The organism is Sinorhizobium chiapasense (assembly GCF_045277575.1).
Taxonomy (GTDB): domain Bacteria; phylum Pseudomonadota; class Alphaproteobacteria; order Rhizobiales; family Rhizobiaceae; genus Ensifer; species Ensifer chiapasense_A.
Genome location: NZ_CP144206.1, coordinates 2,103,820 through 2,118,578, shown reverse-complemented (window position 1 = coordinate 2,118,578; position 14,759 = coordinate 2,103,820). Strand labels below are relative to the sequence as shown.

At 62.3% G+C, this 14,759-nt stretch carries 13 protein-coding genes; 6 read left to right on the top strand and 7 right to left on the bottom strand.

The features are described from left to right. Positions 1 to 68 precede the first annotated feature (68 nt). A complete protein-coding gene (locus tag QM996_RS28585) occupies positions 69 to 1,586 on the bottom strand; it encodes an aldehyde dehydrogenase (NADP(+)) (protein ID WP_334197233.1) in 1,518 nt (505 codons plus the stop codon). Between the two features lie 156 nt (positions 1,587 to 1,742). Here QM996_RS28585 and QM996_RS28580 point away from each other — a divergent pair, with 156 nt between their 5' ends. Further along, the gene (locus QM996_RS28580; protein WP_334197232.1) at positions 1,743 to 2,780 is read left to right on the top strand and encodes an Ldh family oxidoreductase; all 1,038 of its coding nucleotides are present in this window, start codon (positions 1,743 to 1,745) and stop codon (positions 2,778 to 2,780) included. Positions 2,781 to 2,886: 106 nt separating this feature from the next. Here the strand turns inward: QM996_RS28580 and QM996_RS28575 are convergent, their stop codons facing one another. Continuing rightward, positions 2,887 to 3,849, bottom strand: coding sequence for a dihydrodipicolinate synthase family protein (locus QM996_RS28575; RefSeq protein WP_334197231.1), 963 nt, complete (start codon positions 3,847 to 3,849; stop codon positions 2,887 to 2,889). Positions 3,850 to 3,961: 112 nt separating this feature from the next. Then, positions 3,962 to 4,672, bottom strand: coding sequence for a GntR family transcriptional regulator (locus tag QM996_RS28570; RefSeq protein ID WP_247959207.1), 711 nt, complete (start codon positions 4,670 to 4,672; stop codon positions 3,962 to 3,964). 369 nt (positions 4,673 to 5,041) lie between these two features. Between QM996_RS28570 and QM996_RS28565 the strand changes: the two genes are divergently transcribed. Together QM996_RS28565 and QM996_RS28560 are read left to right on the top strand one after the other, a co-directional pair. After that, entirely contained in the window at positions 5,042 to 5,188 is a 147-nt protein-coding gene (locus QM996_RS28565; RefSeq protein ID WP_173519540.1) for a DUF1127 domain-containing protein, read from the top strand. A 344-nt stretch (positions 5,189 to 5,532) separates the two neighbouring features. Continuing rightward, positions 5,533 to 6,045 (top strand): EVE domain-containing protein, encoded by a 513-nt coding sequence (locus QM996_RS28560; protein ID WP_334197230.1) that lies wholly within the window; start codon positions 5,533 to 5,535, stop codon positions 6,043 to 6,045. A 163-nt stretch (positions 6,046 to 6,208) separates the two neighbouring features. Here the strand turns inward: QM996_RS28560 and QM996_RS28555 are convergent, their stop codons facing one another. From QM996_RS28555 to QM996_RS28545, 3 genes are all read right to left on the bottom strand, one after another. Then, positions 6,209 to 7,009 (bottom strand): class I SAM-dependent methyltransferase, encoded by an 801-nt coding sequence (locus QM996_RS28555; protein ID WP_334197229.1) that lies wholly within the window; start codon positions 7,007 to 7,009, stop codon positions 6,209 to 6,211. Positions 7,010 to 7,172: 163 nt separating this feature from the next. Further along, positions 7,173 to 7,850 carry an adenylate/guanylate cyclase domain-containing protein gene (locus QM996_RS28550; RefSeq protein ID WP_334197228.1) on the bottom strand — a complete coding sequence of 226 codons (678 nt, stop codon included), beginning with the start codon at positions 7,848 to 7,850 and terminating at the stop codon, positions 7,173 to 7,175. Between the two features lie 283 nt (positions 7,851 to 8,133). Continuing rightward, positions 8,134 to 8,922, bottom strand: a complete 789-nt coding sequence (locus QM996_RS28545; RefSeq protein WP_334198701.1) for a helix-turn-helix transcriptional regulator — start codon at positions 8,920 to 8,922, stop codon at positions 8,134 to 8,136. Positions 8,923 to 9,013: 91 nt separating this feature from the next. On the opposite strand from QM996_RS28545, the gene QM996_RS28540 reads away from it, so the two are divergent. After that, positions 9,014 to 9,718, top strand: a complete 705-nt coding sequence (locus QM996_RS28540) for a class I SAM-dependent methyltransferase (RefSeq protein WP_334197227.1) — start codon at positions 9,014 to 9,016, stop codon at positions 9,716 to 9,718. A 200-nt stretch (positions 9,719 to 9,918) separates the two neighbouring features. Here QM996_RS28540 and QM996_RS28535 read toward each other — a convergent pair whose 3' ends face one another. Next, entirely contained in the window at positions 9,919 to 10,863 is a 945-nt protein-coding gene (locus tag QM996_RS28535; protein ID WP_334197226.1) for an AraC family transcriptional regulator, read from the bottom strand. 190 nt (positions 10,864 to 11,053) lie between these two features. Here QM996_RS28535 and QM996_RS28530 point away from each other — a divergent pair, with 190 nt between their 5' ends. Beyond that, positions 11,054 to 12,517: an alpha-glucosidase/alpha-galactosidase gene (locus QM996_RS28530; protein WP_334197225.1), complete on the top strand. Its 1,464-nt coding sequence runs from the start codon at positions 11,054 to 11,056 to the stop codon at positions 12,515 to 12,517. 112 nt (positions 12,518 to 12,629) lie between these two features. Continuing rightward, the gene (locus QM996_RS28525; protein WP_334197224.1) at positions 12,630 to 14,714 is read left to right on the top strand and encodes an ABC transporter substrate-binding protein; all 2,085 of its coding nucleotides are present in this window, start codon (positions 12,630 to 12,632) and stop codon (positions 14,712 to 14,714) included. Positions 14,715 to 14,759: the final 45 nt, after the last annotated feature.

Here is a 14,759-nt window from a genome sequence, read left to right as displayed (position 1 = left end):
TCTGTCGCGGCTCACCAGCGGAAGCGGGATGCGAGCGGAACACCGCGCGCACTTTTCCGCATCCGGCTTTAGCCCTGGAAGTCCTCGGGCAGCAGGGCTTCCGGCATGTTCTGGTAGGAAACGGGACGCAGGAAGCGGCGGATCGACATGGTGCCGACGCTCGTCGCGCCGAAGTTGGTAGAGGCCGGGTAGGGCCCGCCATGCACCATCGAATCCACCACCTCGACGCCGGTCGGGAAGCCGTTGACGAGCACACGGCCGGCCTTGCGCTCGAGGATCGGACGCAGACGACGGGCGGTCTCGAGATCGGCCGGATCCATATGGATCGTGGTGGTCAACTGGCCCTGGAAGCCGCGGGCAAGCTGCTCCATCTCGCCCGTCGAGCCGACGCGGACGACGAGGCCGAGCGGTCCGAAGACTTCTTCGCCGAGCGCGTGGTCGGCGAGGAATTGTTCGCCTGATGTCTCGAAGAGATTCGGCGAAGCGGATCGGCCGGAGGATTCGGTGGTCAGCAGCTGCTTCACGGTGTTACGGCTTTCAAAGCGCGCCTGCCCGTCGTGATAGGCCTTGGCGATGCCGTCGGTCAGCATCGTCTGCGGCGCCACCTTGCCGAGAGCTTCGACGGCGGCGGCGGCGAACCGATCGGCGTCAGCGCCGTCGACGACGACGGCGATGCCGGGATTGGTGCAGAACTGGCCGGCGCCCATGGTCAGCGAGCCGGCCCAGCCCTGGCCGAGCGTTTCGGCCCGTGCCTTCAGCGCTTCCGGCAGCAGGAACATCGGGTTGACCGAGCCGAGCTCGCCGAAGAACGGGATCGGCTCGGGACGCGCGGCGCAAAGGTCGAACAGGGCGCGGCCACCGGCCAGCGAACCGGTGAAGCCGACGGCCTTGATCAGCGGATGCTGGACGAGCGCGTGGCCGACCTCGCGGCTGCCGCCCTGGATCAGCGAAAACACGCCCGGGTGCATGCCGGTCTTGCGGATCGCGGCTTCGACGGCCTGTGCAACGATCTCACCGGTGCCCGGATGAGCCGAATGGCCCTTGACGACCACGGGGCAGCCGGCGGCAAGGGCGGCAGCGGTATCACCGCCGGCCGTCGAGAAGGCGAGCGGGAAGTTCGAAGCGCCGAAGACGGCGACCGGGCCGATCGGCCGCTGGATGAGCCGGATCTCCGGGCGCGGCGCCGGCTGGCGCTCGGGCAGAGCCGCATCGAAACGGCAGTCGAGATACTCGCCCTTCTCGATGTGGTCGGCGAAAAGGCGGAGCTGGCCGGTGGTGCGGCCGCGTTCGCCCTGCAGGCGGGCTTCGGGCAGGCCGGTTTCCTGGCTGCCGATCTCGGTGATGGCCTCGGCGCGCGCCTCGATCTCATCGGCAATCGCGCGCAGGAAGGCAGCGCGTTCAGCCCGTGTCGAATAGCCGTAGCTGAGGAAGGCTTCTTCGGCGGCCTCGGCGGCGCGGTTGACCAGTGCGACGGTGCCGGTAGCAAACTGATGGACCGGACCGTGCGCGGGCGTCGAGGCGAAGGTGCCCGCTCCGTCGAGCCATTCGCCGGCGACCAGGTGTTTTCCTTTGGGGGTGAAGGCCATCTGCGGATCCTTTCTTTCGATCCCGGATTGCCTTTTGTGGCAGAGGGGATCATGGCTGAATTGCACTCGTGGGATCTTTGTATACTATATGTATGCAGAACATCAATCGCCTGACTGGCTCATCCGGATCAGGCGCAGCATTTGAGAGGGAGAGAGATGAGCGAAACCAACACCCTGACGATCGCAGCGCTTTTCGAGCGCGTCGAGGCGATCTTCCTGAAGGCGGGACTCAACGCCGTCCAGGCCGGCGCACTTGCCCGCGTGATCGTTGCCGGCGAGCGTGATGCCTGTAAATCGCATGGCATCTACCGCATCGAAGGAGCGCTTCGCACCGTCAAGGCCGGCAAGGTGAAGCCGGATGCCGTGCCGGAACTCGATGCGCAGGAAGGTTCCGCGATCGTCAAGGTCAATGCCAAGGGCGGTTTCGCCAACCCGGCTTTCGAACTCGGCCTGCCCGTTCTTGCCGAGCGTGCCCGCTCGCTTGGTCTTGCCGCGCTCGTCATCAATGATTGCACCCATTTCTCCGCGCTCTGGCCCGAAGTCGAGGGGCTGACGGGAGAAGGACTTGCCGGCCTCGTCATGTGCCCGAGCTACGCGACCGTTGCGCCGACCGGCGGTAACAAGCCGCTGCTCGGCACCAACCCCTTCGCTTTCGGCTGGCCGCGAAAGAACCAGCCGCCCTACGTCTTCGACTTTGCGACTTCGGTTGCCGCCCGCGGCGAGATCGAGCTGCACCGCCGCGCCGGCAAGCCCTTGCCGGAGGGCTGGGCGATCGATGCCGAGGGCAATCCGACGACGGATCCGGAAGCAGCGCTTGCCGGCGCCATGCTGCCCTTCGGCGGCCACAAGGGCTCGGCGATCGGCACGATGATCGAGCTCCTCGCCGGCATCATGATCGGCGACCTGACGAGCCCGGAAGTGCTCGACTATCTCGGTACCACGACGCTGGCACCCTTCCATGGCGAGCTGATCGTTGCCTTTTCGCCGGAAAAATTCGCAGCCGGCCGGCCGGGCAATCCGTTTGCCCGCGCGGAACTCCTGTTCGAAGCGATCGTCGGTCAGGGCGCCCGCCTTCCGTCGCAGCGCCGCTTCGTCGCGCGCGCCAAGTCGGAAGCCGAAGGTGTCGTGCTCAACACGGCGGAGATGGAACAACTCGACCGGCTTCTCTCGCTCGGGCTCGACGCCGTCGCGTAAGCGGCGGCTCACCCGCCGCCGTCCTTCGGCGGATGGGCGAAAACTGCCAAACGAAAAGAGGCCCTCCAACCGGAGGGCCTCTTCAATTACGGGCCGATACGGGCGATCAGGCCTTGTACTTCTGGACGGCGCCCGGGAGCTTGCTCCACTCGGCGTACCAGGTGTTAAACAGCTTGAACTGGGTCTCGACGTAGCCGCGCTGGCTTTCCGAAAGCACGTCGCTCTCGTTGAAGTGCAACGTGTATTCCTTGTCGCCCTTCAGCACCATCATGTGCTTGAAGTAGAGAACGAGGTCCGGACCTTCGTCGAAGGAGGAGAGTACGGCGAGGGCCTGCTCCAGTTCCAGCGCGCGCTGACGTGCGTCGACGTCGCCTTCGGCGGCGGCGCGCGACAGGTTGCACATGTGGATGACTTCCTTCGGCAGCACGCAGCCGATGCCGGTGATGGCGCCGGTCGCACCGCAGTTGACGAAGCCGTGGAAGACGGCGGTGTCGACACCGATCATCAGCGAGACGCCATCGTCACGGCTGGTGATGTTCTCGGCCGCATAGCGCATGTCGGCGGCGCCACCGAATTCCTTGAAGCCGACGAGGTTCGGATGTTCGGCACGCAGCGCGAAGAACAGGTCGGCGCGGGTGGCGAAACCGTAATAGGGGCTGTTGTAGATGACAGCCGGCAGGTCAGGGGCAGCCGACAGAATCGCCTTGAAGTGGTTCTTCTGGGCGCCGACGACCGATCCACGCGACAGCACGCGCGGGATGACCATCAGGCCCTTCGCGCCGACCTTCTGGGCATGGGCGGCATGGGCAACGGCCGAGGCGGTGTTGACGGCGCCAGTGCCGACGATGACCGGGATGCCGGCCTTGACCAGGCGTTCGACGCCTTCCATGCGCTGCGCGTCGGTCAAGAGCGGCCAGTCACCCATCGAGCCGCAATAGACGACGGCGGACATGCCCTGAGCAATCAGCTCCTTGCCCTTGCGCACCAGCGCGTCGAAGTCGGGGGTGCGGTCTTCCTTGCAGGGGGTCATCAGCGCCGGGATGACGCCGGTGAAAATCTGAGCCTTCATCTGAAACTCCTCTCGGCTTTGGCTTCGGGGCAACGGTGCACGCGCGCCCTTGCCTTTGATCAGACAATAGCTGTTTGTATTTTATTTGTCGACAAGAAAAATACAAAGCCTGCTACAAAGCGATATCGAGCTTGTTGTTGCGGGCAAAAAGCTTTTGCACCTGCTCGACGATCTGCTCGGCATGAGCCTTGCCAAGACGGTCCGCCGCCTCGACGTCGCGCGCTGTGATCGCGGCGATGATTTCCGCGTGCTCGTCGACGAAGCGCTGCGGGAACTGCTCCTCGTAGGACTGGTAATAGAGACGCAGGATGCGCCGCCCCTCGTCGAGCAGCCGGCGGAACAGGCTGGTGAAATAGGGATTGCGGCCGGCCTCGGCGATTGCCGCATGGAAAGCGGCATTGGTGGCGATCATCGTCAGCGCGTCGCGCGATTGAACGGCCGCCGCATAATCCTCGTGGAAGCCGCGAATAATCGGCAGGTCTTCCGGGCGATGGTTCTGCGCAGCAAGCCTTGTTGTGACCCGGTACATGAGCACCAGCGCGTCGAAGAACGGATTGAGATTGAGAAAGTCGATGTTGGCGACCATCGTCGAACGGTTTGGCAACGTGTCGATCAGTCCCTCGCCGGCGAGGCGCACTAGTGCCTCGCGGATCGGCGTGCGCGACATCTTCAGCCGTTCGGCGAGTTGCACCTCGTCGATCGGGCTGCCAGGTGGCAACACGAGGTCGAGGATCTCGTCGCGCAGGAGGTCATAGACCATCTTCACGCCGGAGCCGCGCTTGCGTTCGGGGATGGGGCTGTTGTCGGTGTCGATATCGGTCATGTCAGAATCCTTTGTCGACAAAAGAAATACTTGGCTCTGCCGCGGGGATCAACAGCTTCCGTGTCCACGATTGTGCGAGGCTGACATATTCAGACGCAGTGCGTTGGCCGCTGGCGCCTTGTTCACGGTCATCCGCCGGCGCAATCAGGGTTGTCCGGATAGCGTTGCTGCAATTCTTGCTGATCTGATGCGAGCAAAAGGGGCCGCTCTGCAGCCGTCGTATCCACCCATGCATTTCCCACATGGGAGCGCTGACTTTTGAGCGCTGCAACTTACCAAAGCCCTCAGCTATAAGGTGTTCATCGAAGCGAAACGAGGCGCCACGGACTGGCTGCCAGGCTTCGAAAGCCCATTGAAAGGGGGATCAAGATGAATATCGCACGCTCTTTTAACAACTGGCGCAAGTATCGTCAGACGGTCACCGAGCTGGGCCGCATGTCCAACCGGGAACTCCGGGATCTCGGCATCGAACGCGCCGACATCGACCGCGTCGCACGCACGGCCTTCGCCCGCTAAGGCGATCTACAAGACTGACTAAATTGCCCAAGCGCCTGCATCTGCTGCGGGCGCTTTTGTTTTGCGCGGCCTTTTTTGCGCCCATCGTCTTCCTGCACCTCGATCTCGCTTTTCAATTAATTGATTAGTCTATTCAATTAAGGCGCGCCTTCGCCCCTGGGTTAAGAGCGCGCCTGTTCGGCAAGGTTTTAGATGTCCCTATTTTCCTCGGCGATTAACCCGTTACTGGCAGGCGACGTTTTCGAGCAGCAACGTCGTGTGGCATGTAGCTGCAGCAATGCTGACAGAATCTGGCAGGGGTCGCGCGTAAAGTGTTGCCATGATCAGAGATCGAGGGATGACCGATGTCGGCGCAGGGCATGTTTGAGGTGGGCGTAGGAAGCAAGCCGGGTGAGCGCAACTTCTGGATCGGCGCGCTGCCCGGCGATGACGGGCAGCATGCATCGCAAGGCCTCTCGCAATTTGGCTACGGCAAAGTTCAACCGTTGACGCGGATGAAGGCGGGCGACGGTTTTGTCGGCTACGCACCCAACGCGGCCTTCCGCGGGCGCGGTCCTCTCCCGTGCTTTACCGCCATCGGTGTGGTCAGGGAGCGCCTGCCCTATTTCTTCGGCATGAGCGGCTTTGCCCCGCACCACGACGACATCGACTGGGCCGACAGCATGGAAGCTCCAGTTCGTCCATGGCTGGACAGCCTGGAATTTGCCGAAGGCAACCGCAACTGGGATCAGAAGCTTCGCTTCGGACATCTTGCCGTCAGTGAGCGCGATTTTCGCGTCATTGCCCAGGCAATGCATGCCGATCTCGGTTTGGTCTTTCCGAGAGTGCAGGTTTTTCCCCAACAACTGGCCGGGTAATCGCCAACTTTTGGGACTCTTGCGACATGCCGCGTGATGAAATCCTACGCAAGACGACCGTGCGTGTTGTCCCCGGAGAGTTGTGAGCATAGCCATTCGAGTTGTCGCTGGCGATTTCCGCGGACACTCCCTTCTCTCAGGACGGCGCCTCGAGGGTTAGCGTCTACTGCTGGGTTTGGACCTCACCGCGCACGGCCCAGAACAAGGTGGCAAAGGAGCGTGGGCCATCCGCCATGCCACAAAGATACGCGGCTTTGACATGGCGCTCCAATTCGCCGCGGTGCGCGTCTTCGAGGTTGGTGACATAGCTACCGGTCTTTCCCTGCCCCGTCAGAAAGCCGGACCAATAGTCTCCGAACGACCGATACTCGAACATTGCGCTGAGTTGTTCTTCCACTACATTCGCGAAACCAACGGCTCCGAACAGTCTTGCGAGCCCGCCATGCCAACCCAGCGGCTTGGATACCATTTCGTCGCGCATCGCTGCGCCATCAGGATCGAGCACCGCTGCCGCGTCCCAAACCAGGCTGAACGGCGTCCAGCCGCAGCGGAAGTTGTTGACGACCACAGCTACAGTGCCGGCCGGCCGCGTGACCCGCCGGAGTTCGCGTAAGCCTCTGGTCGCGTCGGGAAACAAATCCAGAGCGAGCATAGACAACGCGCGTTCAAAAACACCATCCGCGTACGGCAGATCCAGGGCATCACCAACGTCAAAGGTGACCGTCTCGTCGGCGGTCGCGCGTCGCGCGAAATCGACATAGGGCAGTGACAGATCGATGCCGGTTGCGCGTGCGTTCGCCGCCGCGATTGCACGAGTCAAATGCCCCGTGCCACAGCCGACGTCCAGAACGCGTTCGTTGGCTGAAACACCGGCGAAGCGCACGAAGACAGGCGCGAGATGCTGACTGCCCCGCCCAACATACGCTTCATATGCTTCGGGGTTTGTTGCCACGAACCCAGCCATGTCACACACCTCACCAGGAACTGGCCGATCATTTCACTGCCGCCGGTACGCGGTCAAGACGCAGGGCACGAGAGGCTCAAAGCAGGCTACGGCTTTCGGTGTGGTGCAACCTGTTCGAGCGCCTCAGCGAAGCGATCGGCCGAAAGCACGCAAGGTTCAGTCATCATTGTTCCTTGGCGTTCACCTTGAGCGCGTATGTCTGAGGTGATTTTCTATACGCCTCCTCGCAGAGCGGTGAGCAGAACCAGAGGCCCTCACGAACTGCGCGTTTGTAAGCTGAATAGGGCGCATGCATTTTACAAACCGGATCGACCCATCCCGGGTCGGCGGACGGTGCAAGCTCGATCTCAAACAGTTCAACTTCGCTTGCCACGGAGCGCAGTGCCTTAGGACCGAGGTTCTTGACCATGACGCCTCTTGCTTGAGCGGCCTCGGCGATCGGGCGCGTCGCGAGCAACTGGCCGGGAGAGGCAAGAGCGGCAACACGGGCTGCAACATTGACCGTCGAGCCGAAGATGTCGTCATCCCTGCGAATGACCGGTCCGTGATTTACGCCAGCCCGCGTCAGGGGCAATCGTGTGTCCTCCCGGCATGCCTGCAACAACGTGCCAAGTGCCTGAATCGCCAGGTCCGGGTCCGGAAAGGCGAGCATCGCCTCGTCGCCAATCCATTTGAGCGGCGGCTGGTAGTCTCTAAGAGAAGTACGAACCATGTTCTCGAAAAGTTCGAGTATGTAAATTGCGGAAGCGTCGCCATAGACGTCGGCAATTGCGCTGAACCCGGCCAGGTCGACGAAGGCGACGGTGGTAGATGCGTTGGAGTATGTCCCGTTCTGTCTCATGACGCTTCGCACCGCTTCATGTGTGTTGCCGCAGTCTAGCTCACCCAGCGGGATAAACCCAACGCCCGATTTCGACGATGCGCGATCACGTCGGGGTGGTGGCGCAAAGCTCCCGTCGTTCAGTTGCTCAATCGGCTGGAACGCCGGTCAACTTTTGCCATCCAATTGCCGAGGCGGATCGAGAGAGCGATGAGATCGTACTCCCACTCCAGAATGAGCAGCCAAAGGCTCATGCCTTCAGCGGAGAAGCCGTGTCTCCACGTGGATCGAGCGATCTCAACGGTCAGGCGGGTCGGGGCGCAGCTGTCCTTTTTGCTCCCACTGGCGGGTAACCGTACTTGCGCGAGAAGGCGCGCGAGAACGCGGCGGCGCTGCCAAATCCCACCAGTGCCGCCGCCGTTTTCACGCTGCTGCCTGCTTCGAGAGCGGCTCGCCCCAATGCCAGGCGCCATGCGGTCAGATATGCCGTCGGCGTCATACCGACCACGTTCGTGAAGAGGGTGACGAAATGGCTGCGGGACATGCCCGCAAGCCGAGCAAGGACGTCGGTGCGCCATTGGCGCGCCGGGTCGTCATGTACAGCGACCAGGCAAGGATGAAGTGTCGGATGGGCAAGCCCAGCCAACAGGCCCGCATTGACTGTTCCCTGGTCAATCGCTCGCCGGACAGCCAGTACGACAATGATCTCACAGATGCGGTCCTGGACGGTCCCTCCGCCACATCGGCTGTTCTCTACCTCGGCGACCAAGATGTCGGCCAATCCGCGCATCTGTGGTTGCTCTTCCAATGAGAAGACCAGCTCTTCAGGCAGCGCGCCAACGAGCGGATTGGCCGCTCCGCCAAAGTCGATCTTGGCGGCCGCAAGAATGGCAAGGCCGCTTCGCTGCAAGGGGCCGCCCAGGACCCGGAAAAAGATATGCGTGGGACCTTCGCCATCGCCATCACCGATCACGAAAAGGTTGGCGGAGTTGCTGCCAGGGGCGTCTGCGCTGGCGACCGCACGCAAACCAAAGGCCTTGAGGAAGGCGGTCAATCGATCATGTTTCTTTTGAAGCGGCGGTGTTTCGATCATGTATTTACTCAAAATAATGATCGATTCTATGCGACTCTGGGCCTCCTGTGCAACGGAGCAGCACTGCGCTCCAAGATTTGGAAGGGAAGCCATGGCCGTGGATACCGCGGAAAAATTCGATGCCTCACGCACCGCCGAATATGAAAGACAAAGCAGGATTGCGCTCGCCGGCTATGACGCCTGTCACGAACTGGCTGCATGCATGCTCGCCGCGTCCCTCGGAGCCGGCTCCAGCGCGACCATCCTGGTCGCCGGCGCCGGTGGCACGGCGAGCGAAATTGTCGCTGCCGGCAGGCTCGAGCCGAGCTGGAGCTTTGTTGCGGTCGATCCATCGCATTCCATGCTGGAGTTGGCCTTGTCGCGCGTGGCGGCAGCGGGCCTTCTGGATCGCACGGGATCAGTCCTGGGTGTCGTCGCAGACTTGCCCTCTGACCGGCTTTTCGATGCGGCGACGCTCATCGGCGTATTACATCACCTTCCCGGTCAGGACGCCAAGCAGTCGATCCTTCGCGATATCGCTACGCGGCTTAAGAGGGGAGCGCCATTGATCCTGGCGGGAAACCACTACGCATATGCCTCGCAGCCTCTGATGATGGCGGCTTGGGCGGAGCGCTGGCGGATGAACGGCGCGAGTGGAGACGAGATCAAGGCCAAGCTCGGTAAGATCCTGCAAGGTGCCGACCCACCGGAATCCGAGGATGCCGTGGCGGCCCTGTTGATCGCCGCGGGGTTCGAAAAGCCGCAGCGCTTCTTCTCGAGCCTGTTCTGGGGAGCCTGGATCACTCGGCGCATCTGAATAGGTGCCCCCTCCTTAGGGGGCGCGCAGCTTATACCTCTTTCAGCGATGCTGTTCGCCCAAGACCGATGGGGAACGTTTGCCACGGGCGATCTCACGCGATCCATATCGAGAACGTCCTTGCCGCGTGAGCAACGCTGCTCGTGCTCAAAGCGCCGGGGCTGGCATCCGGGTCCCAGGTGCAATTAGCACCGACGCGGCTATGCCAGCTTCGACCGATCCGGTTGTTGGTTCGTGTCCGCGGGCGGGTCTTCCACCGAGCCCGCCGGCACGCTTGCATACATGCCAGTCGTGCGGAATTCGGTCGGACTCAAGCCGAAGGAACGACGGAAGACCTTGGCGAAGTAATTGGGGTCTTCAAATCCCGAGAGGATGGCCACTTCCTTGACCGGCAGGCTCGCCGTCTTGGTCAAGAGCTTCACGGCGCGCTGCAAGCGCTTCTGCAAGACATATTCGGCCGGCGCCATGCCTTCGCTGGCGGAGAAGACGCGTGAGAAATGTGCGCGGCTCAAGCCCGAGACACGCGCCAGCTCCTCGACCGGCAGGGGCTTTCCCAGATTGTTCATGATGTGATCGACGACCCGGTGCATCGTCCGGTGCTCATGGCTGAACACTGGATGCGAGCCGAAGACGTCGTCATAGAGCGCCATCGCTGCCTCGTACGCGATCGCGGAAGCGCGCCCCGGCGTCTCGCCGCCGCGGATGAGCCGCAGGCTGCAATCGGCCAGATGCTCGATGGTTTCCGGCTGCAGCTTCAGGACCGGGCCGGTAACGGCGAGGATGGCGCGGTGAATGCGCAAGGCCTCGTCGCCGTTCATCGAAATCCAGAAGAACTCCCATCGCCCGCCGTCTTCCAGCCAGTAGCGATGATTGTGCGGCACGAGCAAGAGCAGTGTCTCGCCCTCGCGCACCCGATAGCTGCGGTTCTCGTAGCGCAGGTTTCCGGCGCCGGCGATCGTGTGCTGCAGCACCGTGAAGGGCGTGTTGCCGCGCTTTCTTCCATCCCAGTCATAGGTGGCGTTGGTGCGGATTTCGTAGCCGGTGCTGGTCGGCATGGTGTGCAGGCTCTGGCGTCCCCGCGGCAGCGAAACGGTCCGCATGACCGGGCCGTTATTGATCAAATCTTGCAGCATAAAATTACCCATGAAAGCACAATACCGCTCTGGCGGGGTCGGTAATTATAAACATAATGGCGACCAATCGCGCAATGGCCGGTGCTTTCAGCCGAGCCAAAACCCGGAACCGCGCGGAAGTTGCGCGTAGCAGCGGGGCAAATCCGTGAATTGATTTTACCCTTCTTATGAAGGGGCGCAGTCCAGGAGGAGTGAAAAGAGCATGGCAAGTTTCAAGATCGCCATCATCGGCGCCGGCAGCATCGGCTTCACCAAGAAGCTCTTCACAGACATTCTCGCCGTGCCGGAGCTCACCGACATCGAAGTCGCGCTCACCGATCTCAGTGCCCGCAATCTCGAGATGATCAAGGCGATCCTCGACCGGATCGTCGAGGTGAACCGCCTGCCGACGAAGGTAACGGCGACGACCGATCGGCTGAAAGCGCTGGAAGGTGCGCGCTACATCATCAGCTGCGTCCGCGTCGGCGGCCTCGAAGCCTATGCCGACGATATCCGCATCCCCCTGAAATACGGTGTCGACCAGTGCGTCGGCGACACGATCTGCGCCGGCGGCATCCTCTATGGCCAACGCAACATCCCGGTCATTCTCGATTTCTGCAAGGACATTCGTGCCGTCGCCGAACCGGGGGCCAAGTTCCTGAACTATGCCAACCCGATGGCGATGAACACCTGGGCGGCGATCGAATACGGCAAGGTCGACACGGTCGGTCTTTGCCACGGCGTCCAGCACGGCGGTGAGCAGATCGCCAAAATACTCGGCGCCGGCGAGGGCGAGCTCGATTACATCTGCTCCGGCATCAACCACCAGACCTGGTTCGTCGATGTCAGGCTCAAGGGCCGCAAGATCGGCAAGGACGAACTGGTCGCCGCCTTCGAGGCGCACCCGGTGTTCTCCAAGCAGGAAAAGCTCCGGATCGACGTGTTGAAGCGCTTCGGTGTCTATTCGACCGAGAGCAACGGCCACCTCTCCGAATATCTTCCCTGGTATCGCAAACGCCCGGAGGAAATCACCCGCTGGATCGACATGTCGGATTGGATCCACGGCGAAACCGGCGGCTACCTCCGGTATTCGACCGAAACGCGCAACTGGTTCGAGACCGAGTTTCCGCAGTTCCTGGAAGCAGCCGGTCTGCCACTCGACCCGCGCAAGCGCTCGAACGAGCATGCGAGCCATATCCTGGAGGCGCTGGAAACGGGCCGGGTCTATCGTGGCCACTTCAACGTCAAGAATACCGGCGTCATCACCAATCTGCCGGCGGATGCGATCATCGAATCCCCCGGTTTCGTCGACCGCTTCGGCATCAACATGGTCTCCGGTATCACGCTGCCCGAGGCCTGCGCCGCCACCTGCCTTGCCTCGATCAATGTCCAGCGCATGTCGGTGCATGCGGCCATCACCGGCGATCTCGACCTCTTGAAGCTGGCAATGCTGCACGACCCCTTGGTCGGCGCCATCTGCACGCCGGAGGAGGTCTGGCAGATGGTCGACGAGATGATCGTCGCGCAGGCCCAATGGTTGCCGCAATACGCCCATGCGATCGATGGCGCCAGGGAGCGCCTGAGCCGCGCCACGGTCAAGACGCGTGAGTGGAGCGGTGCCGCACGCCGCCAGGTCCGCTCGCTCGACGAGTTGCGCGCCGAGCGGCAGGCCCGCGTAGCGGGCTGATCGATTGCAGTACGTGTCCGCGTGAGGAGACGCGGGCCCGTGCTGCGCAACTGCAGACTTTCTAAGGAGGAGGCCGCGCTCCGGCGCGGCGAATGAGGGAGAATCTGAGCCAATGACCAGCCACAGACTGACGAAGATGGCGAGCCTGCTGCTCGTCGGTATCTCGACCTTCGCGCTTCAGGCGGCGGCGTCCGAACCAACTGTCGTGCCCGAACAGCCGCCATTTCCGGCGCAGGGCAAGATCACCTATGTGCCGCGCGACTCGATCGCCGAGTTCAAGGCCCTGCCGGAATATAAGGAACCGGCCTGGGTCACCGAGAAATACGTCAAGACCGGCAAGCTGCCGCCGGTCGCCGAGCGTCTTCCGAAGGAGCCGATGGTCTTCAAGACCGGCAACATGCCCGATGGCGTCGGCGTCTATGGCGATACGCTGCGTCACGTTATCGGTGGCCGGCCGGAGGGCTGGAACTACTCGGCCGGTCAAAGCCAAGGCTGGGGCGGCATCGACATCGGCATGTCCGAATGCCTGACCCGCACGGCGCCGCTCTTCCAGGTGGAAGCCAAGGACGTCGAGCCGCTGCCAAACCTTGCCAGGAGCTGGGAATGGTCCGCCGACGGTCACAAGCTGACGATGCATCTCGTCGAAGGCGCCAAGTGGTCCGACGGCGACCCCTTCGATGCCGAGGACGTGATGTTCTATTGGGAGGACAACGTTCTCGACCCGAGCGTGACGCCGCTGAACGGGGCGACGCCCGAGACCTTCGGCGTCGGCACGACCCTGAAGAAGGTCGATCAGTATACGGTCGAATGGACATTCAAGGAGGCCTTCCCGCGCCAGCACCTCTACGCCATGGCCTATGGTACCTTCTGCCCCGGCCCGTCGCATATCCTCAAGGCCAAGCATCCGAAATATGCGGGTACGACCTACGACCAGTACAAGAACGCATTCCCGCCGGAATATATGAACATTCCCGTCATGGGCGCCTGGGTGCCGGTCGCCTATCGTCCCGATGACATCATCGTGCTGCGCCGTAACCCGTACTACTGGAAGGTCGACGAAGCCGGCAACCAGCTCCCCTATATCAACGAGCTGCACTACAAGCTCTCGACCTGGGCCGACCGCGACGTTCAGGCGATCGCCGGTTCCGCCGATCTTTCTAACCTCGAGCAGCCGGAAAACTTCGTCGAGTCGCTGAAGCGTGCCGCCCAGGATACGGCACCCGCGCGGCTTGCCTTCGGTCCGCGCCTCATCGGCTACAATCTGCACATGAATTTCTCGGCCAATGGCTGGGGCGAGCCGGACGAACGTGCCCAGGCCGTGCGCGAGCTCAACCGCAACGAGGATTTCCGCAAGGCGGTAACCATGGCCGTTGACCGCAAGAAACTCGGCGAGGCGCTGGTCAAGGGACCGTTCACGGCGATCTATCCGGGTGGTCTTTCCTCCGGCACGAGCTTCTACGACCGGCAGTCGACGGTCTATTATCCCTACGACCTCGACGGCGCGAAGGCGCTGATCGAAAAGGCGGGGCTCAAGGACACCGACGGCAACGGCTTCGTCAATTTCCCCGCCGGTACTGCCGGCGGGCGCGATGTCGAGATCGTGCTTCTGATCGATAACAGCTACAACACCGACCGCAACCTCGCCGAAGGCCTGATCGGCCAGATGGAGAAGATCGGCCTTCGCGTCGTGATGAACTCGCTTGACGGCAAGCAGCGCGATGCCGCCAACTATGCCGGCAAGTTCGACTGGATGGTTCATCGTAATGCGGCGGAATACGCCTCGGTCGTTCAAAATACGCCGCAGCTTGCGGCGGCCGGACCGCGCACAAGCTGGCACCACCGCGCACCGGAGGGCGGCCAGCTCGACCTGATGCCGTTTGAACAGGAACTCGTCGACATCATCAACAAGTTCATTGCCAGCAACGACAATGCCGAGCGCGCGGACTTGATGAAGCAGTATCAGAACGTCGCGACGACGCATCTCGATACGGTGGGCCTCACCGAATATCCGGGCGCACTGATCATCAACAAGCGCTTCGCCAACGTACCGACCGGAGCGCCGATCTTCATGTTCAACTGGGCCGAGGACACGATCATGCGTGAACGCCTCTTCGTGCCCGCCGACAAGCAGGGTGATTTCGAGCTCTTTGCTGAACAGCTTCCGGGCAAGCCCGGCGAGAAGGGCCTGAGCAATTAACGCCAAGCCGCTCCTCCGGCTGCAGGCCGGAGGAGCGCTCCATCA